The organism is Cupriavidus sp. 22TCCZM01-5 (genome assembly GCF_057798915.1).
The window spans coordinates 115,787-139,295 of sequence record NZ_JBYOJR010000010.1; the positions used below are offsets into that span (position 1 = coordinate 115,787).

Annotated in this window: 24 protein-coding genes; 9 read left to right on the forward strand and 15 right to left on the reverse strand. The window is 60.0% G+C overall.

Annotated elements, in window-relative coordinates; translation table 11 throughout:
* Positions 1–139: 139 nt before the first annotated feature.
* On the reverse strand, positions 140–2,260 hold the full coding sequence (locus AC3FNH_RS12485; RefSeq protein ID WP_488720253.1) for a DNA methyltransferase: 2,121 nt from the start codon (positions 2,258–2,260) through the stop codon (positions 140–142).
* The gene (locus AC3FNH_RS12490) at positions 2,257–3,165 is read right to left on the reverse strand and encodes a hypothetical protein (RefSeq protein ID WP_488720254.1); all 909 of its coding nucleotides are present in this window, start codon (positions 3,163–3,165) and stop codon (positions 2,257–2,259) included. Before AC3FNH_RS12490 ends, AC3FNH_RS12485 begins: the two co-directional genes overlap by 4 nt.
* Before the next feature lie 346 nt (positions 3,166–3,511).
* Between AC3FNH_RS12490 and AC3FNH_RS12495 the strand changes: the two genes are divergently transcribed.
* A complete protein-coding gene (locus AC3FNH_RS12495) occupies positions 3,512–4,099 on the forward strand; it encodes a recombinase family protein (protein ID WP_488720255.1) in 588 nt (195 codons plus the stop codon).
* Between the two features lie 124 nt (positions 4,100–4,223).
* On the forward strand, positions 4,224–5,138 hold the full coding sequence (locus tag AC3FNH_RS12500) for an HNH endonuclease (RefSeq protein WP_488720256.1): 915 nt from the start codon (positions 4,224–4,226) through the stop codon (positions 5,136–5,138).
* Between the two features lie 111 nt (positions 5,139–5,249).
* On the opposite strand, the gene AC3FNH_RS12505 is transcribed toward AC3FNH_RS12500, so the two are convergent.
* Positions 5,250–6,182: a hypothetical protein gene (locus AC3FNH_RS12505; protein ID WP_488720257.1), complete on the reverse strand. Its 933-nt coding sequence runs from the start codon at positions 6,180–6,182 to the stop codon at positions 5,250–5,252.
* A 1,706-nt stretch (positions 6,183–7,888) separates the two neighbouring features.
* Entirely contained in the window at positions 7,889–8,131 is a 243-nt protein-coding gene (locus AC3FNH_RS12510; protein ID WP_488720258.1) for a helix-turn-helix domain-containing protein, read from the reverse strand.
* 131 nt (positions 8,132–8,262) lie between these two features.
* Here AC3FNH_RS12510 and AC3FNH_RS12515 point away from each other — a divergent pair, with 131 nt between their 5' ends.
* The 3 genes from AC3FNH_RS12515 to AC3FNH_RS12525 all read left to right on the forward strand — a co-directional run bounded on the left by AC3FNH_RS12515 (position 8,263) and on the right by AC3FNH_RS12525 (position 10,885).
* The gene (locus tag AC3FNH_RS12515; protein WP_488720259.1) at positions 8,263–9,912 is read left to right on the forward strand and encodes a lysozyme inhibitor LprI family protein; all 1,650 of its coding nucleotides are present in this window, start codon (positions 8,263–8,265) and stop codon (positions 9,910–9,912) included.
* A gap of 77 nt (positions 9,913–9,989) precedes the next feature.
* Positions 9,990–10,307, forward strand: coding sequence for a hypothetical protein (locus tag AC3FNH_RS12520; protein WP_488720260.1), 318 nt, complete (start codon positions 9,990–9,992; stop codon positions 10,305–10,307).
* Positions 10,308–10,399: 92 nt separating this feature from the next.
* On the forward strand, positions 10,400–10,885 hold the full coding sequence (locus AC3FNH_RS12525) for a YbjN domain-containing protein (RefSeq protein WP_488720261.1): 486 nt from the start codon (positions 10,400–10,402) through the stop codon (positions 10,883–10,885).
* On the opposite strand, the gene AC3FNH_RS12530 is transcribed toward AC3FNH_RS12525, so the two are convergent.
* From AC3FNH_RS12530 to AC3FNH_RS12545, 4 genes are all read right to left on the reverse strand, one after another.
* Entirely contained in the window at positions 10,879–11,409 is a 531-nt protein-coding gene (locus AC3FNH_RS12530; RefSeq protein WP_488720262.1) for a hypothetical protein, read from the reverse strand. The genes AC3FNH_RS12525 and AC3FNH_RS12530 overlap by 7 nt on opposite strands.
* 316 nt (positions 11,410–11,725) lie before the next feature.
* A complete protein-coding gene (locus AC3FNH_RS12535) occupies positions 11,726–12,715 on the reverse strand; it encodes a tyrosine-type recombinase/integrase (protein WP_488720263.1) in 990 nt (329 codons plus the stop codon).
* A gap of 244 nt (positions 12,716–12,959) precedes the next feature.
* A complete protein-coding gene (locus tag AC3FNH_RS12540; protein ID WP_276098847.1) occupies positions 12,960–13,172 on the reverse strand; it encodes a hypothetical protein in 213 nt (70 codons plus the stop codon).
* Positions 13,173–13,340: 168 nt separating this feature from the next.
* The gene (locus tag AC3FNH_RS12545) at positions 13,341–14,876 is read right to left on the reverse strand and encodes a DHA2 family efflux MFS transporter permease subunit (RefSeq protein ID WP_488720264.1); all 1,536 of its coding nucleotides are present in this window, start codon (positions 14,874–14,876) and stop codon (positions 13,341–13,343) included.
* A 129-nt stretch (positions 14,877–15,005) separates the two neighbouring features.
* Here AC3FNH_RS12545 and AC3FNH_RS12550 point away from each other — a divergent pair, with 129 nt between their 5' ends.
* Positions 15,006–15,449: a MarR family winged helix-turn-helix transcriptional regulator gene (locus AC3FNH_RS12550; RefSeq protein ID WP_276098845.1), complete on the forward strand. Its 444-nt coding sequence runs from the start codon at positions 15,006–15,008 to the stop codon at positions 15,447–15,449.
* Positions 15,450–15,455: 6 nt separating this feature from the next.
* Positions 15,456–16,385 (forward strand): cation diffusion facilitator family transporter, encoded by a 930-nt coding sequence (locus AC3FNH_RS12555; protein ID WP_276098844.1) that lies wholly within the window; start codon positions 15,456–15,458, stop codon positions 16,383–16,385.
* 357 nt (positions 16,386–16,742) lie between these two features.
* Here AC3FNH_RS12555 and AC3FNH_RS12560 read toward each other — a convergent pair whose 3' ends face one another.
* The 3 genes from AC3FNH_RS12560 to AC3FNH_RS12570 form a co-directional block, all read right to left on the reverse strand.
* A complete protein-coding gene (locus AC3FNH_RS12560; RefSeq protein ID WP_488720265.1) occupies positions 16,743–17,369 on the reverse strand; it encodes a DNA-3-methyladenine glycosylase I in 627 nt (208 codons plus the stop codon).
* Between the two features lie 146 nt (positions 17,370–17,515).
* A complete protein-coding gene (locus tag AC3FNH_RS12565; protein ID WP_276098842.1) occupies positions 17,516–18,511 on the reverse strand; it encodes a hypothetical protein in 996 nt (331 codons plus the stop codon).
* Positions 18,512–18,670: 159 nt separating this feature from the next.
* The gene (locus tag AC3FNH_RS12570) at positions 18,671–18,988 is read right to left on the reverse strand and encodes a hypothetical protein (RefSeq protein ID WP_488720266.1); all 318 of its coding nucleotides are present in this window, start codon (positions 18,986–18,988) and stop codon (positions 18,671–18,673) included.
* A 238-nt stretch (positions 18,989–19,226) separates the two neighbouring features.
* On the opposite strand from AC3FNH_RS12570, the gene AC3FNH_RS12575 reads away from it, so the two are divergent.
* Positions 19,227–20,114: a DODA-type extradiol aromatic ring-opening family dioxygenase gene (locus AC3FNH_RS12575; RefSeq protein ID WP_488720267.1), complete on the forward strand. Its 888-nt coding sequence runs from the start codon at positions 19,227–19,229 to the stop codon at positions 20,112–20,114.
* A gap of 27 nt (positions 20,115–20,141) precedes the next feature.
* Here AC3FNH_RS12575 and AC3FNH_RS12580 read toward each other — a convergent pair whose 3' ends face one another.
* From AC3FNH_RS12580 to AC3FNH_RS12595, 4 genes are all read right to left on the reverse strand, one after another.
* Complete coding sequence (locus AC3FNH_RS12580; protein WP_488720268.1) at positions 20,142–21,437, reverse strand: MFS transporter; 1,296 nt, start codon at positions 21,435–21,437, stop codon at positions 20,142–20,144.
* Positions 21,438–21,514: 77 nt separating this feature from the next.
* Positions 21,515–21,925 (reverse strand): VOC family protein, encoded by a 411-nt coding sequence (locus AC3FNH_RS12585; RefSeq protein ID WP_276098838.1) that lies wholly within the window; start codon positions 21,923–21,925, stop codon positions 21,515–21,517.
* A gap of 21 nt (positions 21,926–21,946) precedes the next feature.
* Positions 21,947–22,297 carry a GFA family protein gene (locus AC3FNH_RS12590; protein WP_488720269.1) on the reverse strand — a complete coding sequence of 117 codons (351 nt, stop codon included), beginning with the start codon at positions 22,295–22,297 and terminating at the stop codon, positions 21,947–21,949.
* A 33-nt stretch (positions 22,298–22,330) separates the two neighbouring features.
* The gene (locus tag AC3FNH_RS12595; protein ID WP_488720270.1) at positions 22,331–22,750 is read right to left on the reverse strand and encodes a GNAT family acetyltransferase; all 420 of its coding nucleotides are present in this window, start codon (positions 22,748–22,750) and stop codon (positions 22,331–22,333) included.
* Between the two features lie 125 nt (positions 22,751–22,875).
* Between AC3FNH_RS12595 and AC3FNH_RS12600 the strand changes: the two genes are divergently transcribed.
* Positions 22,876–23,487 (forward strand): HD domain-containing protein, encoded by a 612-nt coding sequence (locus AC3FNH_RS12600; protein WP_488720271.1) that lies wholly within the window; start codon positions 22,876–22,878, stop codon positions 23,485–23,487.
* The last annotated feature ends 22 nt before the right edge of the window (positions 23,488–23,509 follow it).

The window sequence follows — 23,509 nt, forward strand, 5'->3', positions numbered from 1 at the left end:
TTGGATAGCCTCGGTCGCGTTCAGCGAACTTCCCATAGCCTTCCTGTCGGCGCAATGTAAAACGGTCCCAGAAGCAAGATCGGGGACCGTCAGACTGGTCGGATTCAACTTAGCCGCCGACGAAATTGCCGGAACTTTCCTACTTTCCCTGATCGACGGAAGCCCGAACGGCTTCGAGTTGTGCTTTGATCTCGTCGAAGGTCAAGGTGTCCAGCGATTTGGCTATAAGTGTTTGTGCCGCTCCGATGACAAATCGATCACCTGCGGAGATTGATAGACCGGCCTTTTCCAATCGCGAGGCCACAGTATCGATTTCATCCGTCGGGTCTGGGATCGCACTGCCTTGTGACAAGACAACGGATCGTCGTCTACATACCAAGATGGCGTCCAAGCTGATTGGGTCTTTGGCAGCAGTCTTCGGACTGGCCGCACGCAGTTCAGCGTGGACAGGATGGACAGCTACTACCGCTAAGCCTGCCCCTGTAATCGCTTCGTAGATCGCCGCCCAGCCCTCCGCTCGGGAATGGTGGAAACTGAATGCCAGCACGCCGTCATCCTTCAGTACCCGGCAGCATTCAGTGAAAACAGAGGTTAGCTGGCGCGAAAAGACGCGTGGGTCCTTATGCTGTACCTCGCCATCATCTGATGAATCTGCACGGGCAAACCATTGGTATCGGTTCTTCAGGACTGGCGAAAGCCAGGCGAAGAAAAAGTCGCTCAGCTCCGAATAGTGAACGAAGTCAAAATACGGAGGATCAGTCACGACGGCGTCTACCGATGCATCTGGGATAGGCAGTTGCGAACTGTCTCCGTTGAGGATCATCAACCCATGATCAGCAGCATTCAGTTCGGTCCACGTATCCATGCGCCTAGCCCTGATCGGCTGACTGGCAACGGTTTTGCGGGAACCAACGCGCTTGCCGGTGGCATCGTAGTCAAAGTCAATTTCGAAGGGCTCATCGAGATACCGCTTCGCCCGAAGCAATCGAGACTCGAAGAGCGTGCTGAAGGTCCCACTGCTTCGGTCGGTTCCCCAAACGGAATTTTCAAGCGGCGTTCTCTCTGGCTTCAGAATGTGGTTCGAGAACATATGCCGAACCGCGCCTGTGCCTTCCCCCTTGAAGCTGCAAAACAGATTGTTGAACTCCAAAGTGCTTGAAAACAAGCACAACATCTGTTCTTGAATTGCAAGGTCTTCAATCTTTAGAATTTCGCGCAGCAGTAGTCCAAGGCAGAGCAGTTGTCTTGCGTTGAAGAAATCGCGCCACTTTGTGTAGTTGTACCCACGCGCCTGATCAGTATTGTGGCCGGGGCGAACGCTGGCAACAGGCAATGGAAGGTCCTCTGTCGCAAGTCGTACCTCTGCCTGTTCATATAGAGCAATGTCTTCATCACGGGCAGGAAGGTAGACCTTCTCCCCATCTGGTCGCAGCGCCATCATTGCGTAAAGGCGATGCTGCGGAGGTGCCCCGTCTTTCGGAAGTAAGTCCTTGATTCTGTAGCGTTTGCCTGCACCTGTGGTCACATATTGGCCTGCGGCTGGCCCGACTTGGGGGTCAAAACGATGCGCACAATGGGGGCAAGTGACATCTGTCGCGTCATAGCGATCTTCAAGTACCCCCCAGCAGTCGGGGCATACAATCTGCGCTCTGGGCTTCTTCTTTGGATACGCGTCCTGCGAGAAGACGTACCGAGACATCAGCGGGATTGTTTCGCCTTCCGGTGTGGTAAGAGTTTTTACCCAGAAGTAGTACAGAACCGGAATCATTTGCCCGGAAGCCGGGTCGCGTGTCTGGAAGTACCGTCGAATCTCAGGGGCAGCATCCCTCTCCAACGTGTCAAATGCTTTACGAAGCTGCTCCTCTGACGCGGGTGTAAACGCCTGACGAACCAGAAAGGTGCTGACAGGGTTTATGTCAGACCCTATGGCCTTTGCCCCAAGTTTGACCGCCTCGCCAAGGGTTGTGCCACTGCCCATGAACGGATCGAGCACGACCTTACCGGCGAAGTCGTGTCGCTTATAGAACTGCTCCCACGTGTCTGTACCGGGCTTGTCTAGGGCGGCCAGTGTAATCCCCCTGAAGACCGAACCTAGCCGCGTCGCCCACCATTTGTGGATGTGGTAGATTGGGCGATTGATCTCTTTTCGCCAACTTTCCTGTTCGGCGATCTGACTGATCTCGACGATAGGAAAGTCACATTCGAGTGCCGTCGCTGCGAAAGCGTTGGCAAAAGTAATGTCCTCGGTGACGGTATTCATTCTTCGTCGGCCCTAGAGTTTTCGTCCGGTAGAACGGGGCGGCCTAGCATCGATACCGGCTTGTCGGACTGGCTTGCAAGCCGATAAGCAACAAAGTGATGCTGTGCCCCCGCGCTTGGATTGGCAATGCGTTCGGCTGTCAGTTGGTTAGTCCTCAGGTCGAAGTTGTATCCAACGACAAGAGTTTCTGCTTCGGTACGCGTCAATCGGCCAACTTCTCGGAAGCGGGGGTCGGTACCCATGCTCTCGGGTAGGATCAGCGTCATCAGGCCGGTCGTGCCTTCTGTGAGGGCGAAAGGTGTCGGTGCTACATACATCTTCCGATCACGGATCATGATGTCTCCGTAGGTTCCGAATCCTTTCACACTCTTATTCTTGTGCACATAGTTGTGGTCCGCATTTAGGAAATCACCGTGGCACAGAACGAGGTCAACGACGGGGTACTGTCTACGCCCATTGCCCTGATCAGCGAATGGCGTAAGGTCGGCGGGGTATCGACCGAAAACGTAGAAGATTTGGCGACCGTTGTGATAGCCGGTCGGCACTTGGCTGTTTGAGTCGTAATCCTTTTCGCGCCCCGGCCATGCAAGTCCCTTGATCTCGTAGCCCTCGGTCGCCTCAACCAGGGAGAAATCTGGATAGGTATTGCGACCAGACCCCTCAAAATGAACGGAGAGGCTTTCAAGGCGCTTTTGGAACCAGTTCTGGAAGTGGAATTCCTTGTCCTTAGCACTTACCGACTCAATCAGTTCTCCCGCTTCGACTGCCAGCACGCATTGTTCGAACACATCAAAGCAGGTGGTCCTTCGAGTCATCTTTTTATCTTCCGTTTGTAGGTTGCGTGGGGAGGTACTGATGAAGGGGTGTTTGTGAGTGCTGATGAAGGGGTATTTGGGAGGCGCCATGCCTTGGCCGTTTCGAGCACTGAAAAGTGGCGGGAATTCTAACAGCTTCGAGGATCGATCCGACCGGATGTCACCTGCCCTAGGGCGGGCATTGGGAGACGATCACTTTGATGGTGGTTCGAGATCGGTACGCGTCAGGCGAAACCGGTTTGTATGTGGTTCGGTCGATGACCAGCAAGTACGCATATCGAACGTTGTTGCCGATCCAAGGCAAGGCGAACCGAGCGCAGGTGTCCGAAACCGAGTGTTGGCGGACATCCTGAATCCGCGTGTCCAAAACTTAGCTTGTAAACCTATCGGACAGGGTATAAGATTCGTACTCCCATTACGGACACATGAGGTGCGGATGTCACGACTGTTTGCCTATTGCCGGGTATCGACTGCGGACCAGACGACCGAGAACCAAGTGAAGGAAATCGAAGCGGCGGGATTCACCGTCGCCAAGCAGCGGATCGTTTCCGAAACCATTTCCGGTTCAGTGGCCGCATCCGAACGCAAGGGCTTCTCGAAGCTGCTGGACAAGCTGGAAGACTCTGATGTCCTTATCGTGACGAAGCTCGACAGATTGGGCAGAAACGCAATCGACGTGCGGGCTACGGTCGAACGGCTGGAAGCCGCTGGCGTCCGCGTTCACTGTCTGGCCCTTGGCGGGGTGGACCTCACTAGCCCGGCAGGCAAAATGACCATGCAAGTCATCAACGCGGTGGCCGAATTCGAACGTGATCTGCTGATCGAGCGCACGCAGGCTGGCCTTCGTCGTGCGCGGAGTGAAGGGAAGACCTTTGGCAGGCCGTCAGCCCTGACAGCCGATCAGCGTGCGATCGTCGTGACCCGGTTGAGTGCCGGCGTCTCCGTTGCCCAGATTGCGCGGGACATGAAGACCAGCCGCCAGACGATCATGCGGGTCAGGGAAGCGGCGGCAACAATTGAATGACGACAGGGTATCGGTTGTTCCCGGTCCACGTTGTCGCGCTTGGGCGGCACGCGAGACGGAAAAATACCGTCCCAAATTGAGGACCGATTCGCCGCAGCTTTCGATAATTGATGGACACTAAGAAATGTCAAAAAGAGAAGATTTGAAGCCGGTCAAGACGCAATTGGTTGGTGATATCGTCGATGAGTTGGGCCTTGAAATGACATCGCAGTATGATTGGTGTTTTGGTGATCCTGACGATGTAGGAGTAGTTTTTATCTGGTTTAAGTCGCTTCGAGAGGTGGACGGTACGATTTGCTTTACGGATCGAACTAGCGATTGGATTGATGAAAATCGTGATACCGCCTTGTCGGTTCAGAAAAACCGTGCACAAGCGGTTGGAAACATGATTTTGAAGGCTTACTGGAATGGCCGCCCAATTCGCGTAGCTGTTGTTGATGGTCCAAAGAAAAAAATTGGAAACAGGGAAACCAGTGAGGCGCAATTTAGAGAATTGGATGACGTGCTCTGGTTCCCGCATCATCGCGACCCGTCAACCAATCAAATCGTGGTGATGCGCGGCGTACCTCAGCCACCCGGCTTCAATGCATATGACGAGGACCACTCGCAGAACGCCAAAAATTTAGTCAAAGGTGACGGCGAGGATAGGCCAGTCATACCGGTTACAAAATCAACGGTCTACGAGCGTGATTCTCAGGTTGTCCGTGAGGTTAAAAGAAGGGCCTCAGACGGTTGCTGTGAATATTGCGGCAAGGAGGGCTTTGCGACACCGCAAGGCGGCTATTATTTGGAAGCCCATCACGTTATTCCGTTGCATTGTAACGGATTCGACAAAGTCTGGAATGTTGTCGCGCTCTGTGCTGAGGATCATCGACGCGCCCATTTCGGGTTGGATCGTGACCGTATGCGTGACGAATTGATTCTTAATGTCCTTGACAAATATTACCCGGATCGCTTTGAGCAACTTGAAAATGCATCGCTGCGAATGACCAAGCGTGCTGATGCGTCAGATATTTTGGAGCGGGACTTATTAACGTAGGAGACGTTATTAACGTAGCATCCTGAAATATCAATGCGTCGGGAAAGTGGCGGCGGTGCCGAAGCGTTCCAACCCGCGCAGAGATACGCGCCGCCTGATCCCTCATCGCCATCAGGCGTGCATTTCCATGATTTCATAATGCTGGTTATCCAGCGTCACTATCTTGGTCAGCGACCCATCTGAGTTGCTGATATACGATGCACCGGGTTCCGCTTCTGTTTGTTTGGTCGGTGATTCATCTACAAATGCTGACTTCAACGCGTTCAACATGGCGTGGAACTTCGACATCTCGTCCAGTTGAACAACATTATCGCGGACAGAGTTATTTTCCGAGATGGCGGCGATAAGTTTTTGGATCGAACGCGACTTCACCGGCTGCCGGTCCAACTGTTGACGCTTGACGGTGTGTTCTGTGCTTGCGAACCTGCGGGCTGCTTCATCCCGCTTCTGAAATTCGCCGATGCTAATACCACGTACCTTCAACATGGCTTGAAGCGGCATGTCATGACCGCATACACGGATACAGAAGTCATACCACGGATTGCCGGAAGGCGTGACATCCCGTTGCCGGTATTTGTACATCATCCCATCCATCGAAACACCGTCCGCGAAGAAGACGACGCCATCGTTCTTTTCCGTCTCAGTGCGAACGTTGTTCTTCACAATCCTCTTGATGTCGGTCCCTTTGACCAGAGTGTCCGTGGCATAACCATGCTTTTGGAGAATCTCGGCTGCGAGGTCGCGTTGAATCGCACTGAGCTTCTTCGAAAGGATGGTGTGATTAAGTCCGGTTTCACCCTTGTCGTTCTCGATCAAGGCTACAAGGTCTTTGTTGCTCAGATTTGCACGTTCCGGCTTGTTACACAGCATCGTTGCAAGTGTTGTGGCCCAATAGGGAAACTTCGAATCGAGAATAACTTTGACGATGCTTTTGAATTCGTTTCCTGATTCAACCGTTGCCAGTTTTTGGTCCGCATACTGGCGAACATCCATTTCAACCAAGGCGGCTTCTTGATACTTCTTCTTGTAGTCTTGTTGTGACACTTCGTTTTCCTCTTAATGGGGATGAAATCCCCGGTTGGTGATATTTCATTTCAATCTCTCCTTGTGATGTGGGGGAACGCAGATTGCCCCTCCGAACCCTGTAAAATTGACAGAAATAGGTGACTGTCCGTGTATAGTCATACCTAGTTGATCACGTGTAGTGATGAATTGGTTGCTTCTTCATTGGTGAAGTAAAAACCAAGTTTGAAATCCGACGACCCGAAGGGACGGCGGTTTCGACATCGCGCCAGCGATGTTCCATATGTGATAAATGGGAACTGGTTGTGCATTGCTGTCACAGGTTTCCTCCCTCCGAACCCTGTCAAATTGACAGAAATTGTTGAACCGTTGCTCATTGGTTGATCACATGTAGTGATGAATTGATTACTTCTTCATGAAATACGTGTTCGAAATCCGACGGCCCGCAGGGACGGCGGTTTCGGCGGAGCGACAGCGACGCAGAACTTGTCCCCAATTGGGAACTAGTCATCCATTCCCCGAAGACCAATCCAGTTCGGTCGCTTCGCTTCCCGAACCGCGTTGATGGCTTCGCTGCCGCTACGCCATCACGCGCATACTGGTCAAAGCAGATGAAGTCCGGTGTTCGAATATTGGATTCGGCAGCCGGAAATGAGGTTCTGATCTTCACCGCCAGTCCTGATTGGACATCATGGAAACAACGCATTCGTCCGCTACGCGTCCTCATGGCGTTGTGGGCTTCGCTGGCGCTGCGCCATCACCAGGTGCTTCGGATCAAATCAAGTCCGATGTTCGAAGTTCAGCTGCGGCAACAACCGGACATGAGGTCCTGATCTTCACCGCTAGTCCTGATTGGACATCATGGCAGCAATGCATTCGTCCGCTTCGCGTCCTCATGGCATTGCGAGCTTCGCTGGCGCTTCGCCATCACCGGGTACTTCGGTTCAGATCAAGTCCGATGTTCGAATATCGGATTCCGAAGTCGAAACAATGAGGTCCGATCTACACCGGTAGTGCTAATCGGTCATCCTTGGCGACATGCATCATTCGTCCGCTGTCGCGTCCGAATGTGGTTGCTGGCTTCGCTGCGCTTCGGCCATCACCGGGTACTGGCTTGTCCGCCTACTGGTGCCCACTTGAACCATGAAGTCCCACCGGTTGCCGATATGGGCAATCTTCACCGCTGGCGGATACCGGTCCTTTGGTAGTCAATGGCGACAACCGCTGACGTGGGGGTTCGGCCCTTAGCTTCACGCCGCGCCTTGCGTTCCTGGCCTTGGTTCCTTGGTCAAACTGGAACCTGATCGAGTCCAGTCGTTGACAATGGCGACAACTTCATGCGAAAATTTATACTTCGGCGAAATTGCAACCAAGAGAAGGCGGCATTATACCAGAGATTGGTGTTGCCGTCGAGCGTTTCCGTTCGTTTGGTGTTAACTTCGCCGTTGTGCCTGCGTCCTTCTTCGGGACAGGGCCGGGGGATTTGTCCAGCTTGCCACCCCGACACATCGTCGAACCGGCTAAAAGGGAGATTTGCTATGTCTGCAACAGGTAGCACGCGCTTGCCCTCTTTGGGCCACCCCTACTACGAAGGTCGGCGCAGAAGTCCAGAAGAATCGCCGCTTCGACCTTCCTACATCCCCGCACATCAGGCCCACACGGTCGCGCCATGCATTCGCGTTGGCGTACATCCAAGCCGGTCGTTCCAATTGACGGCAGAGGCCGCTTCATAGCCCCGCTTCGGCCATCAGTTCGGCCACGCTGATTCCAAGGGCGTTCGCCAGTCTTTTCAATGTCAGCGTTGCGGCGTTGTTGGTGCCACGTTCTACGCGTCCCACATAGCTGCGGTCCACTTCGGCAAGTAATGCCAATGATTCCTGCGACAGGTCCTTTGCTTCGCGCAGGCGGCGAATTGCTTCTCCAAGAGCGACCAAAGAGGGGTCTTTGCGTTTGTGGGTCCGAATTGGCATCCCCGCATCGTGTGCGGTAAGATGCCGCGCTGACGACGGACCATGGTCCCCATTGCTCTCCGTGAAAGATTTGTTCGCCTGTGACCATGGGCGGTTATCGGGACGCATCCATCCAGAAGAAGCAGAGCAACATGGGAGAAACCTATATGCAGAACAACCAGAATCAGCCCATATGGAATCCATCGACCGTGGCCGGTCTTAGCTTCGTATTCACACCGGCCTTCGGCAGCTACCTACAGGCATCGAATTGGCGTTCTCTGGGCCAGCCGGAACGGGCAGCCACGTCGAAAGCGTGGTTCTACGTCAGCCTACTTGTCTTGGCTGCGATGGCGGCTGCGGTCTGCTTTGCTGCCAAGGCTGGTGGTGACAGTGATGCCGTACGCGGATTCATCAACGTCGGCGGGCTGATCTACTTCTTCGTCTGGTACGTGGCCTCTGGTCGCAACCAGGTCAGCTATGTGAAGGACGGCTTCGGCAAGACCTATGCGAAAAAGTCACTGGTGAAGCCGGTATTGGCCGCACTTGGGGTGGCAGTCCTGTATGCCGTGGCCGTCGTCGGCCTGCTGTTCGCCACGCAGGGGTCCAGCGATGAGGACGGCCAAGCAACCGATCAGGCGTCATCAACCGGACCGTCGTTCAGTCTTGCCGCCTTGTTCGGTGGCGCTGCCAAGCTGGACTGCGCGTCGCCCGACGTGAAGAAAATCATCACGGACAACTACGCCGAGCAGTTCACCGGAACCGGAATTCCCGATCTGACGATGGCGATTGACCGCAAGCGCATCAGTTTCCGGGTCGAGATGATCACCGAAACGGGGCGAAACACCGCATCGCAATTCGTGAACTGCAAGGGAAATCTCGTCATCAGCTTCCCGGAAGAGGACTTGGCGAAGGCCAGAAGGGCGCTCGGTGATGGTGGGATTTCCGGGATTTATTCCGAGGCCATCCGCAAGACTGGACCGCTGTTCAACGAGGAAATTACCTACAGGGTATCGGTCCCCGCAGACAAAGAGGAACGGAAGAACGGGCCACTTGTTGAAATCACCTTTGTGAATGCCAAAGAAGCATCAAGCAACCTTCGTATGTACGGCGCAACGTATGGTGCGTTGGCGTACACGGTCGCCGATGTCTCGGCATCGAAGCGGAACAATGTGAAGTGGGACAAGGCTTACAAGGATGCGGTTGCTCAGGAATGTGGCAAGCAATCGAATCTTGATCTTTGCCGGTGCAGGTTGGATCAGTTCGAACAGGTCTTTAACCAAGACGATTTCCAGCGCATCGGCTACATCGTTCAAACGAAGACGTTGGACCCGGACAAGTACCCCAATTTCATCGCTCTGTCGGACAGCTTGAACAAGCAGTGCCCGCTGCCACACGGAGTTGCCAGCGTTCTGGGTACATCGGGCGATGCGGCACCGTCGCAGGTGCCTCAGCCCGAAGGGAAGCCCTCTGTCGAAGCAGCACCGGCAGCAGCGGCACCGCAACCAGCACCGCAGGCACCGACAGCACAGCCAGAAGCATCAACGCCCGCAATTTCCGCCAGTTTTGACTGTGGGAAGGCATCGTCCAAGATCGAAAAATTGATCTGTTCGACGCCGGAAACCGCCGATGCTGACCGGCAACTTGCATCCGCCTATCGCACGGCTGCGGCCAAATCGAGCGATGCAGCGGCGCTGAAGCTGCGACAACGTGAATGGCTTACCACAGAACGGAACGCCTGTAACGATGCTGCTTGCCTGCTGCGTGTGACCGAAGCCCGCATTCAGGCACTGTCCTCGCTGTAACGCCGTTCCAAGACTAGACCCGACCGCCGTTCATCGGCGGTTCTTCATTATTCGACCACTGACAACCGGAGAAGTCTATGAAAGCTCAATTGATTGTTGGCTTATTGCTGGCTGCTGGCGTGACGGCGGCGAACGCACACGTCATCGGCACCATCAAGGATGGCAGCGAACGCATCACCCTGACGGACAAGCGGTCGTGTGATGGCTGCGAATTTGAAGCCAGCACGACCGCGAAGGGCATGAACGCAAGCTGGAACTACACGGACATCGACGGCGTAATTCAAGTTGACGAATCCGACGGTGTCAGCCCAGCGCAGTCGCGTAAGTACAACCTTGGCAAGGATGTGAAATTGACGCCGTTCGGGAAGAAATTCATCGGACCGGCTAACGACTAAGTTCGCGACACTGCGATAGCGGGACAACAGCACGCCGGATGTTGTCCCGGTCGTTCAACCAAGACCGGCTGAATCTACGGACGGAGAGCCTATTGACGAAGACCTTCAGCGAGCACGAAATCAATATCGACACCCTTGAAGCCCATATCCGGGACAGCGGACTCGTCCCGCATGAAGTCCAAGCTGACGGCATCTGGATGCGGTCCCCGCAGGGTCTGGGGTTCCGCATTTCCATCATCGAAGACAGGAAGTTTGTCCAGTTCAGGACCTTTCTGCCCCTGAACCGACAAGCACCCATTGACCAGAAGCACGACCTTGCACGTCGATTGAATGAAGGCGTTTTCCTGCCGGTCTTCGCTATCGATTCCGACGAAGACCTTGCGGTGACATACGTTCTTCCATACACGACGGGTCTGATCGCCGGGAACTTCATCGCCATCGTTCACCGGTTCGGGTCCATGCTCGAATATGTGGTCCAGACCTACAAGGGCGGACTGATTGACTTCGGCTGCCCCCCAGAAGCATCCAACCTGTCAGAACCGGAATCGGATGACATAAGCCGGGCACTGCTTCACTGACGTTGGGATGCCGAAATGGTGGCCGCTTTGCGAATAGAACGAACAGCAGAGAGATCGCGGCCATCGATCACCTTGATCACGCTGTTTTTCTCCTTCGCCCAATCTTCCCGCTGGCGAATGTCCGCTTCAACGTCTCGCCGATGGTTCCAGTTTCTGTCGTGCGCTGAAGTGTATAAGGCGATGAAATGCCTAATCGGGATTCGGCCATCGGCATTTTCAATGGTCGGAAGGTCGCGGATGTGTCGATCAAACTCCTTGCCTGGGATGTTTCTCACGTCGCAAGCCTCAATCTCGAAGGTGGCATGCAAGGTCCAGTATTGCAGGCTTTTGCGGTCCTGATGCGGCGAGGCCATCTGGGGCTGGCGCGTCACCCAAACCAAGTCGATGTTCTTCTTGCGCTGCCTGTCTGGTAGATGCACCCGAAACTCGGGAATGACCACATACCCTTTCTCGATGCCGATTTGTACGAGTTGGGCATAGAGATCGTTTTTCGTGATGGGTGGCACCACAACGTTTGCAGTCATCGCGTGATTCGTAGCCAAGTCTGTTAGTAGGGGGCTAACCGGTCAAGCAAGAAGGACATCGGGATGCCAATGTCCTTCAGCCGTCAATGCAAGCCGGTCAACCGATCTTCTTTGCCAGTTCAGCGGCAGAGGGATAGTAATATCGTTTCAGCATCGTAAGATGAGTTCTCGGTCGGGTTCCGCAAGTCCGCGTGATCGCCGTATGACGAAGGTCGTACCGAGGTCAACCAGTCCACCCCGGAGCATGTTTGCCAGTCGAGCCAAATGAGCGAGGTGCTCCATGAATGGAGACCTCGCCACCGTGCGGCGGTCAGGTCTAGCAATTGACGGCCAACTTCCTAGCCAGTTCTCTGGCGTCAATCGAGACATACCGCTGAAGCATGTTCGCCGTTGCATGCCCGGAAATTGCACGCAGTTCCAGAACGGAGAACCCCTGTCCAGCTAGTCGGGTCAGGGCGTCATGCCGCAGGTCATGGAACGTGAAATCGTGGATTCCAGCTCGAATGACAGCGCGTTCGTATGCTTGCTTCAGGGCTTCGACAGAGACAGGAAAGACCGCACCGCTGACGCTTCTCGGCAACCCCGCCAGCATCGATGTGCAAGGTGGTGACAGGGGAACGATCCGTGGCTGCCCGGTCTTGGTGATCTTCAGCGCGGCGGTATTGTGGTGCAGATCAACGTCTTTCCATTTCAGGGCAAGGATTTCGCCCCGCCGTGCCGCCGTCTCCAAGGCAAAGACCACGACAGCCTTGATCCACGGGTTCTGGCATTGCCCACAACTAAGGACCAGTGCGTCACGCTGCCCCGGTGTCAGGACGCGATCACGGGGCTTACCGGCGCTAGGCTTCCTGACAAGACCAACCGGATTTGCCTGAAGCGGAATCGCCCATTCTCGTATGGCGACGCTGAAGACATGCCCAAGAAGCTGAAGCTCACGCAGTACCGTGCCGGATGAGACCTGCTTCAGGCGGGCATCCCGCCACGATGCAATCATCTGCGGTGTGATGGCCGACAGCGAATACTTGGCAATGTCTTGTAGCTTGAAACGTCCGATTCTGTAGGCTTCGGACCTGTTGCCGCGTTTGGCTGTGCTGATCTCGTCGGCGTATCGGTCCAAAAGCTCAGCGAGTGTGGTTTTCTGCACCTCGCTTTGGTCGATCCAGTCGCCTGTGTCGATCAGTCGCTCTTGCTGTCGTGCCCACTTCTCGGCGTCCTTCTTCAGGTCGAAAGTCTTCGTTTGAAGGGGATACCCCTTCCGCTTGATGATTGCCTGCCAGCGGTCATTGCGTTGTCGAATGGTTGCCATCACTGCTCCAAGGGTGACAGCAGGGTGACAAGCCAAACAAATAATCTTGAAGCGAACCCGGAAAGCCGCTCCACAATTGACCAAACGGTCGCCCAACTCTACCGGGGGCGCTGCGTTCGCAATGCAGAGGTCGGGAGTTCGATCCTCCTTCGGTCCACCAGATACAAAAGGGCTCGGAATTCGTTCCGAGCCCTTTTTTTCGCCTGTCTTTTTTGGTTTGTCATTTCATCCGGCGCATCCCGCGTCACGCCACCCGCGGCCCGCGCCGCGCCTTCATCGCCGAAGGCCGTACCTGTTGCAGCGCCCGCAACGACTGAAGCGCGTCTTCCACCGCCTCGATGCCGTCGCGCAGCCTAGCCGTGGCATAGCCGAGGCGAGTTTGCGTATCGGGATCCGGTGCGGACAGATGCTCGAGCGCATCGACTTCCGCCTGCATCTGGCCGATCAGGCGGCGCAATTGGGATGTGCTATGCGAAGCAATCGACCGGATTGCCATGCGAACTCCTTGGACGTGGTCGTTGGGTGGGCGCGTAATTTGTACGGTAGTACGTCACAGCGAGATCGCCAGGGCTGTTACGTCTCCATACACGCATGTCGTCTCGCGCAAGCCACGGCGGCGGGCGGGTCAGTCCATGGCGGCGTGGGCCACGTCGGCCGGGACCTTGCGGGCGGGGCGCACCAGCAGGATCAGCGGCACGACCAGCAGCGTGGCAATGAACATCGCCTTGAAATCATTGAGGTAGGCGATCATTGACGCCTGCTGCGTGATGGCGTGGTTGAGTGCCAGCAGGTCGGCACGGGAGCCGCTCGCGACCATTGACTGCAGGTTCGGGTTGTAGACGCTGACATGCGCGGCCAGGTCGGCGTGCGCGACCTGCGTGTTGCGCGTCATCAGCGCCTGGATCACCGAGATGCCGATACTGCTGCCGATATTTCGCACCAGGCTGTAGGTAGCGGTGCCATCGGCACGCAGATCCGGCCGCAGCGTGGAGAACGTCAGCGCGCTGAGCGGCACGAACACCAGCCCCAGCCCGAAGCCCTGGATCACGCCGGGCCAGACGATGTCGGACATCGATAGCACGATGGTGTAGTGCATCATCTGCCACAGCGCGAACGCGGAAATCAGGAATCCCGACAGGAGCAGCAGCCGCGCGTCGAAGCGGCGCAGCAGGCGGCCCGCCAGCAGCATCGCCACCATGGTGCCGGCGCCGCTGGGCGCGGTGACGAGGCCGGTCGTGGCCACGGGATATTGCATCAGCCCCTGCAGCATCGGCGGCAACAGCGCCCGCGTCGCGTACATGACCGCGCCGATAACGAAGATAAAGCAGGTGCCGGTGGCGAAGTTGCGGTCCTTCAGCAGTTCATAGCGGAAGAACGACTTCGACCCCGCCGTGGCGGTGTGCACGAGGAAATAGGCAAAGCTGACCACCGCCAGCAGCGCCTCGATGCGGATCTCCAGCGAACTGAACCAGTCGAGCTGCTCGCCGCGGTCCAGCATGGCCTGCAGCGCGCCGATGGCCAGGCTCAGCGTGGCGAAGCCGAACGCGTCGAACTTGACCTCGCGGCGCGGTGCCCTGGCGGGCAGGAAGGACATGACCCCGAACATCGCGAACGCGCCGATCGGCACGTTGATGAAGAACACCCAGCGCCAGTTGTAGCTGTCGGTCAGCCAGCCGCCCAGCGTGGGGCCGAGGATCGGGCCGACCATCACGCCCATGCCCCACACGGCCATGGCTTGCCCCTGCCGTGCGGGCGGGTTGATATCGAGCAGGATGGACTGCGACAGCGGCACCAGCGAGGCCCCGAAAATACCCTGCAGCAGGCGCGCGGCCACCATCTGCGGCAACGTCTCGGCCAGGCCGCATAAGGCGGAGGCCATGGTGAAGCCGCCGATGGCGACCAGCAGCAGCTTTTTCACGCCAAGGCGGTCGGACAACCATCCGGTCAAAGGCGTGGCGATGGCCGCCGCCACGATGTACGAGGTCAGGACCCACGTGATCTCGTCCTGCGAGGCCGACAGCGTACCCTGCATGTGCGGCAGCGCGACGTTGGCAATGGTGCTGTCCAGGGTCTGGATCAGCGTGGCCAGCATGATCGAGACCGTGATCATTGGCCGGTTCAGCGGCGTGTCGGTACCGGCCTGCTGGGCTAGGGAGGACATGGAAGGTGGGGGGCCGTTTTATTGATAAGCGTGCTTATTATATGGCCAGGCCGTTCATGCGCGCGCTGTGTGTTCGTGAGCCGTGTGCCGGTCCATTCACTGTCAGGGTTCTTGGGCTATAGTCGCGCGATGGAATCGGAATCTGAAAAACGCCTGGGCTTCCTGGTGACCGACGTGGGCCGCTTGTGCGGCAAGCGCTTCGACGACCTGGCGAAGTCCACGCTGGACCTCACGCGCGCGCAGTGCCGCGCGCTTGTCTACCTTGCCCACCATGGCGAGATCAACCAGGCCAGCCTGGCCGACATCCTCGATGTGGCGCCAATCTCGGCGGGCCGGCTGCTCGACCGCATGGAAGAGGGCGGGTGGATCGCACGGCGGCCCAACCCGGACGACCGCCGTGAACGCCTGGTGCAGATGACCGCCAAGGCCCGCAAGGCACTGGATCAGGCGCGGCGGGTCGGCGACGAGATTGCCGCCGAAGCGCTGCGCGGCTTTACGCCGCACGAGCATGAGCAACTGATCACCCTGCTGCAGCGTGTGCGTGCCAACCTGGTGGCCGCGGTGGAGCGCTGAACGAACATGCCACTTCAGGATCCTTCCATCAGCCGGTCAGCGGGCGCGCACGCCGATTACCTCGCCGGCCGGCGCAGCACGCTGGTCAGTGTCGCAGTCAATATCGCACTGACCCTGGCTCAGGCCGCGGCCGGCCTGTGGGCCGGCTCGCAGGCGCTGATTGCCGATGCTCTGCACTCGCTGTCGGACCTGGTGTCGGACTTCGTGGTCCTGCTGGCCGGGCACCACGGCCGCAAGGACCCCGATTCCGACCACCAGTACGGCCACCGCCGCTATGAAACCGCTGCCTCGCTGGTGTTGGGCTGCCTTCTGCTCGCGGTGGGGCTCGGCATGTTGTGGGCGGCGGTCGGCAAGATCCAGCATCCGCAGGGCGCGCAGGCGGTCAAGCCAATCGCGCTATGGGTGGCCATGGTGGCGTTGTTGTCCAAGGAACTGCTGTTCCGCTACATGCTGGCCATCGCCAAGCGCGTGCGCTCCGGCATGCTGGTGGCCAACGCCTGGCACGCGCGTTCGGACGCCGCGTCGTCGCTCGTCGTGGCGCTCGGCGTCGGCGGCAACCTGCTTGGCTATCACGTGCTGGATCCCGTCGCGGCCATCGTGGTTGGCCTGATGGTCGCGCGCATGGGCTGGAAGTTCGGCTGGGATGCGCTCAGCGACCTGATGGACCGCGCCGCCGATGCCGAGACGGTCGCGGCCATCCGGCAGACCATGCTGGAAACGCCGGGCGTGCTCGGGGTGCACGACCTGCGCACGCGCAAGATGGGCGACCAGGTACTGGTCGACGTGCATCTCGATGTCGACGCGAACCTGACCGTCGCCGAAGGCCACGCCATCGCGGCCGAGGCGCACCGGCGCACCTTGGCCAGCCATCACGTGCTGAACGTGATGACGCACGTCGATCCGGTATACACCTCCGCGGCGGCGGCCAGCCGCTGAGCGGCGCTGTGGATATCCTGACCGTCCATTGGGGATAACTGTGCGGGAAAGCTGTGATACCGCGGGGGATGTGCTGTGGGCCGTATACGTACAAGCTGCGTGAGCTTTCGCGGACGTATACCGAAGGTCGCGGATATCCCGGTACAACCTACGCCATGCCATGTGGTTGTCTTTCCTGCAACCCGCTGATCCCAAAGGGAAAAAATCGGTTATCCACGACCGCGGGCGACGTTTACCTACTACTACTATTTATGTATACGTAAACAGTCTTAAGAAAAATCACTAGGTTGTTCCGCCTCGGCGAAACGTATACCAGCATGCCCCGTTCGCAGGCTCGTATACCTGAGGCCGGCCGCCTTAGCGCGGCACCTTGAACGCCTTGCGCGCGCGCAACGCTTCGGTCCGGGCCCAGCAGCCATCCTGGTGGTCGTTGACCAGCCCCATCGCCTGCATCAGCGCGTACATCGTGGTCGGGCCAACGAAGCGCCAGCCGCGCCGCTTCAGGTCCTTTGACAGCGCCGCCGACTCCGGCGAGGTCGCCATGGTGCGCAGGACTTCCGGTGTCAGCACCCTGGGCCGGCTGGCAGGGTCGGGCTCGTAGCGCCAGAAGTAGGCCGCCAGCGACGACTCGGTTTCCAGCAACTCCGCCGCCCGCTGGGCATTGTTGATGGCGGCTTCGATCTTGCCCCGGTGCCGCACGATGCCGGCATCGCCGAGCAGGCGCTGAATGTCGCGCTCGCCGAAGCGGGCCACCTTCTCGATGTCGAAATTGGCAAACGCCTTGCGGAAGGCCTCGCGCTTGCGCAGGATGGTCAGCCAGCTCAGCCCGGCCTGGAAGCCTTCCAGGCAAAGCTTCTCGAACAGGCGCCGGTCATCGCCGACCGGATAGCCCCATTCGTTGTCGTGGTAGTGGCAGTAGTCTTCGAGCGTGCCGCACCAGCCGCAGCGCACGCGTTCCGCGGCGGCTTCCTGTTTGCTTGTCATGCGTGCCTTTCCATGGCCCGTGGTTTGTCATGGCCGGCGGCGCGCTTGCGCGGTGCCGGCATCAGCCGGTGATCATGCACCGGACCCGCCGTTTGCGGAAGGCAGGAATCGGACATGCGAATCCTGCCGCAGCCGGCGGGGACGGCTCAGAAGCTTGCCGCAAGCCCCAGCGACACGCCCGAGACATTGTTGCCGAACACATACCGCACTACCGCCCGGATCCGCGTGACGAAGACCTCATGCGCGCTGGTGTCCAGTTCCAGCCCGGTGCCGAGCGTGGTCAGGTAGTTGAAGCCGAGCACGCCGGCCTGGCTGCCGAGATAGTGCGAATGGGACAGTTCGAGCACATAGCGTACAGGCCGGTCCAGCGCGCGCCAGCCGGTCGGGGCGCGCCAGCGGGCATACAGGTTGGCGGTCTGCGCGGTCGCGGTGCCGGTGACCCCCGCGGACGAGCCACCGAAGCTCTGCAAGTGGATATTGGTGTAGCGCAATTCCAGGTCGATCTCGTGGGTCTCGCGGTAGTGCTCCCAGTCGAGCATCACCGAGCCACCCAGGCCGTAGGCATTGAGCGAGCCGTGCTCGAGGAAGTTGATGCTGGCATCGGTGTTGCGCTCGATCACGAGCTCGCCCACCCTCAGGTCGCTGGAGACATTGCCGAGCGAGGCATTGAAGATCGGCCGGAACACGAGTTCCTTGTTTTCGGTCAGCGGGAAGTCCCAGCCGACGCCGATGGTGCCGGAAAACGTGTTCCATTTGACCGGCAGGGGGCGGGAGTCGGCGCCGCTGGAGGCGACGAAGGTCGGGTCGTAGCGGCTGTAGGCGATCGCCCCTTCCAGGTAGAGCGGGAACGACTTGCTCCAGGTGAAGCCGCCACCAAGCTGTGTCATGTAGACGCCGGGGTTGTCAGTGGTCGCGTTGTTGATCGACAACGAACTGGAAGCCAGGTCCGGCACGACCGAGTACGACATCAGCGTGAGCACGCCGTTGGCATGCTTCTGCACATTGGTGCCGATGATCCGGAACCCGTTCGAACCCTGTGCCTGTGCCCGTGCCTGCCCCGGCAACAGCCAGAGCGCACCCGATAGGGCCAGACAGGCCGGCAGGGCAGCCGCGGCCCTGCGAAATTGCTGGATTGCGGACATTCGAAGTGCCGGATAGGGTTCCGAATCCGGCGCGCATGATGCGCGCGCCGCACCGGTGATGCATTCTAGCTAGGGATGGTGCCCGCCGCATGGCATCGGCGCCCATGCACGAATCTTTTCAGATCACCGATGACAAGTCTTGCATACGGGGCACCGCGACTAACCTGCGTGATGGTGGCCCTGCGGGGGCGATGATGCCGGGTCCGCCTCGGACACCGGCGGCTGCGTGGCGCGCCTGCACGACAGCCACAGCAGCGCGGCGCTGGCCAGCCAGCCAGCCACGAAGACCGTATCTCCGGCATGGTTGAGCCAGTAGGTGGCGCCCGGCGTGCCGAACAGGGCGGCCAGGACGGCGGCCGGCAAGCGGGCGAGGATCCACAGCGCGACAGCCGGGGCGCTCGCGTACGCCCCGGCTCGCCACCAGTGCGCGGGAATCGAGGCTGGCCGCCTGTGACGGGGCGGGAGGCGCTGTACCACGAGAATCTCCACGTTGCCGGGGGCGCTTGCTGAAGACCGCCGGGCGCCCCGTAGGCATCGTATGCGATTCCCGCTGCGCGCAGGCACAAGGAGCCATGCGCTGTGTGGGCCACCCCACGCTGGCCGCGGAACGGCCATTCAAGTTTTTTGCACGAACTGTCCGCAAATCCGATCCGCAGGGCTGCGCCTTCTTTGTCAAACTACCTGCAACCCACGAAATCCTTTGAAGGTGAGTGCCATGCTTCCCTCGATCTATGTCTCACACGGTTCGCCGATGCTGGCGATCGACCCGGGTCCGACCGGGGCCATCTTCGACGCGCTGGGCGAAAGCCTGCGCGCGCAGCGGCCGCGCGCCGTGCTGGTGGTGTCGGCGCACTGGATCTACAGCACGCTGGCAGTCAGCACGCGTGAACGGCAGGAAGCGTGGCACGACTTCGGCGGTTTTCCGCGCGAACTCTACGCGCTGCGCTATGACGCGCCGGGCTCGCCCGAGCTGGCTGCGCGCGTCAAGGCGCTGGTCGAGGCCGCTCACGTTCCGGGCGCCGGCTTTGTCGGCTTTGACGAAGAACGCCCGCTGGACCATGGGGCCTGGATGCCGATGCGGCACTTTTTCCCGGATGCCGACATCCCCGTGGTGCAGCTGGCGCTGAACCCGTACCTGTCGCCCGCGGTGCAGATCGAGATCGGCCGCGCGCTGGCGCCGCTGCGCGCCGAAGGTGTGCTGGTGCTCACATCGGGCAGTTTCACGCACAACCTGCAGGAAGTGTTTGGCAGCGGCCGGCGCGTCCAGCACGGCGCGGCCACCGAGCCGTATGTCGATGCCTTCCGCGGCTGGATGCTCGGCGCGCTCGACCAGGCGCTGGCAACGGGCGATACCAGCCGCATTGCCGACTACCGTGCCCAGGCGCCGCACGCGCGCCGCGCGCACCCGACCGACGAGCACCTGTTGCCGTTCTACGTGGCGCTGGGCGCGGCGCTGGGCCCGCGCGAGGCCGGCCATGCGCAGGCACCGGCGGAGGTGGCGCGGGTCGCCGACGAAGTGACTTACGGCGTGCTGGCCATGGACACCTTTGTGTTCAACGGCCTGGGAGCCGGTGCGCAGCCGCCCGTGCGCGCGGCCGCCTGAGGGCTATCCCCTGCGCGCAGGCGGGCATCAGCCGGGCGCGCGCAGCAGGCCGCGCCGGTGCAGCGCGAACGCGAACGACAGCAGCGCGGCCAGCGCCAGCGCGGTCATGGTCCAGAGCATCAGCCAGTAGCCGCCGGCGGCGCGCCAGAGCAGGGCGCCCAGCCACGGCGCGGCGGCCTGCATCAGCAGCACCGGCGTCATCATCAGGCCGTTGAGCGTGGCGTAGTGATGGCGCGAGATCAGTTCCGGCATGGCCATCGCGCGCAGCATGGTATTGACGCCATTGGCGCAGCCGTAGAGCACCGCCGCAACCATCAGCCAGGCGCCGTGCCCGAGCGCCATGCACAGCAGGCCCGTGCTCATCAGCGCATAGACGGGCAGGGCAAGGCGTACCGGGTGCCGCACCGCGGCGCGCATCATCAGCAAGCGGCCCGCCACCTGCGCCGGGCCGATCAGCGCCGCGACCACGAGCTGCTGGCCCAGCGACAGGCCTTTCTCGGTCAGCATCGGAATCAGGTGCGCACCAAGCAGCGACGCCACCATGATCGTTGCCGTGAAGGCCAGCACGACCGCCCAGAACACCGGCTGGCGCAGCGTGGCGCGGGCGATGCCCTGGCTGGCGGCGTCGCCCGCGGGCAGCGGCGAGGCCGGCTGGACGGCCGCATAGCTGGGGTGCAGCACGTAGCGCAGGCGCGCGTGCAGCGGCGCGCAGACCAGCAGGTTGAGCGCGGCAAAGCCCAGCAGCGTGGGGCGCCAGCCAATATGCAGCACCAGCCATTGCGCCAGCGGCACGAAGATCGTGCTCGCAAAGCCGGCCATCAGCGTGACCGTGACGATTGGCTTCTGGTAGCCGTCTCCGTATGCCTGGCGCAATACCACGAAGGCAGGTTCATAGAGCGTGGTGGACATGGCCAGGCCCAGCGGCACCCACATCAGCAGGAACATGGCCGGGGAGGGCGACCAGGCCCATAGCAACAGCCCGGCGCCAGCCAGCAGCGAACCCGCGCCCATCACGCGGCGCGCCGGCACGCGGTCGAGCAGCCGGCCCACGCCGAACGAGCACAGCGCCCACACCAGCAGGCCCAGCGAAAAGCCGCCGGCCAGGAAGGGCTTGGAGTAGCCCAGCGCGCGGGTCATGGGCTCGATGAAGACCGTGAAGGCGAAGTACAGCGTGCCCCATGAGATGGTCTCGGTCAGGCCAAGGGTCCAGACCAGCCGGCGTGGCGGCATCGGCGGCATTGGCGGCGCAGGCGGGTTGCCGGTGTCGGCAGGAACGGAGGGCGTGGCGGATTCCGCGTCGGGCGTGGCGTCGGTTCGGGTCATGGCGCGCCCGGCGCATGCGGGACGGCGCGGCGGGCTAAGCGGAAATTGTAGCGACCAAGGGCGCGTCGTGGTGACGCTCAGGCACTTTCGGCTGGCCCCTTGAGTTCGACCACGTTGCCATCCGGATCCTTCAGATACAGCGACGGCCCCTTGCCTTCGGCGCCGAAGCGCTGCTCCACCGCGCCGGCCTCCACGCCGTGGCGTGCCAGTCCGGCACGCACGGCGTCGGCATCGAACGGGTCGATGCGCAGGCAGAAGTGGTCGAGATTGCGGCCCTGCGCACCGGGGCCCGCGCCGCCGGCGAGGCCGAGCGGGCCGTCCAGCGAGACCAGGTCGATCAGTCCGCTGCCGGCGCGCAATTGCGTCAGTCCAAAGGCCGGTTGCTCGCGTTCCACGCTGCAGCCGAGGACATCCACGTAGAAGCGCCGCAGCCGCTCCACGTCGGCGGTGCGCAGCACCAGGTGGTCGATACCGAGGATGCGGAACATGTCAGGCTCCCGGCACGGCGCTCAATGGTGCAGGCCGTCGTAGTCGATGATCTTCAGCGCGTCCAGGTCGACGTTGTCCAGGCAGCGCACATTGATCCCCGTCGTCGGCCGGCCGTCCTTGTCCTGGCCTTCCGCATAGGGTCCGCAGCCGCATACCGGGCAGAAGCGGTGCGCGATCTTCATGGTGTTGAAGCGGTACGTGGAAGCGTTCGCTTCCGGCGTGGCCAACTTGAACTGCGCGCGCGACACGAACCACAGCAGGTGCCCGCGCCGGCGGCAGATCGAGCAGTTGCAGCGGATCACGCTGGGGATGTTGTCGGCCTCCACCTCGAAGGCGATGACGCCGCAATGACAGCTGCCCTGGAATGTCATGTCGTCTCCTTGTGGTCGGATCTGCTGCAGGGCCTATTGATCGGGAATCAGCCGCTTGCCCAGGCTGACCACCGCATCCGGCGCGTACCCGAGCTTGTTGTAGAAATCGATTACGACGTCGTTGCCGGCGCGCACCTGCAGGTTGATCTTGGGACAGCCGCGCTCGATCAGCAGTTGCTCGGCATGCGCCATCAGCATGCGTCCGCAGCCCTTGCCCTGGTGCGCGGGATCGACGGCCACATAGTAGACCCAGCCGCGGTGTCCGTCGAATCCCACCATCGCGGACGCCATCGGCGCTCCGGACACTTCGCCCACCAGGAACAGTTCAGGCTGTGCGGTGAGCTTGCGGGCAATGTCGCGGTATGGGTCATTCCATGGACGCGTGAGGCCGCAGGCCTGCCACAGCGCAACGATGGCTTCAGTATCTTCTTCGCGGAACGAACGGATCAGCATGCAGGGATGGTGCGTCGCATCAATCGGCGCATTGTTCAGTATTTGACAGTGTAGCCGCGCGGCCGATGCCACAATGCCCCCAGACCATCCAGACGACAGGCAACCCCACCGCCAAGGAGACCAGCATGAACGACACCCACGTGCCCGCGCACGCCACTTTCAGCCACATGGAACATGGCACCCGTGAAGACTGGGCCGCCATCTCGGCAGAGTTCATGCCGTTCGCAAAAGCTTTGCCGGACCGCGTACTGGCGCACCTGCGCCTGCTCGAAGGCGATTGCGGCGGCTTTCCCGTGGACCGCCTCACGCACTCGCTGCAGACCGCCACCCTCGCGCATCGTGACGGTCGCGATGAGGAATACGTGGTGTGTGCATTGCTGCATGACATCGGCGACACGCTGGGCAGCTACAACCATCCCGATATCGCCGCCGCCATCCTCAAGCCTTTCGTCAGCGCCGAAAACCTGTGGATGGTCGAGAAGCACGGTGTCTTCCAGGGCTATTACTTCTTCCACCACCTGGGACTGGACCGCAACCTGCGCGAGCAATTCCGCGACCAGCCGGAACTGTTCGAGCGTACCGCGGAGTTTTGCCAGAAATATGACGCGGCTGCATTCATGACCGACTACGACACGCTGCCGCTGTCGTTCTTCGAGCCGATGGTGCGGCGCGTGCTGTCCCACCCGCGCAACTCGATGTATGTGAAGCCGGGCGAGAAGGAACTGGCCAAGGCGTAAGGCTGGCGGCTGGCAGCGCGGC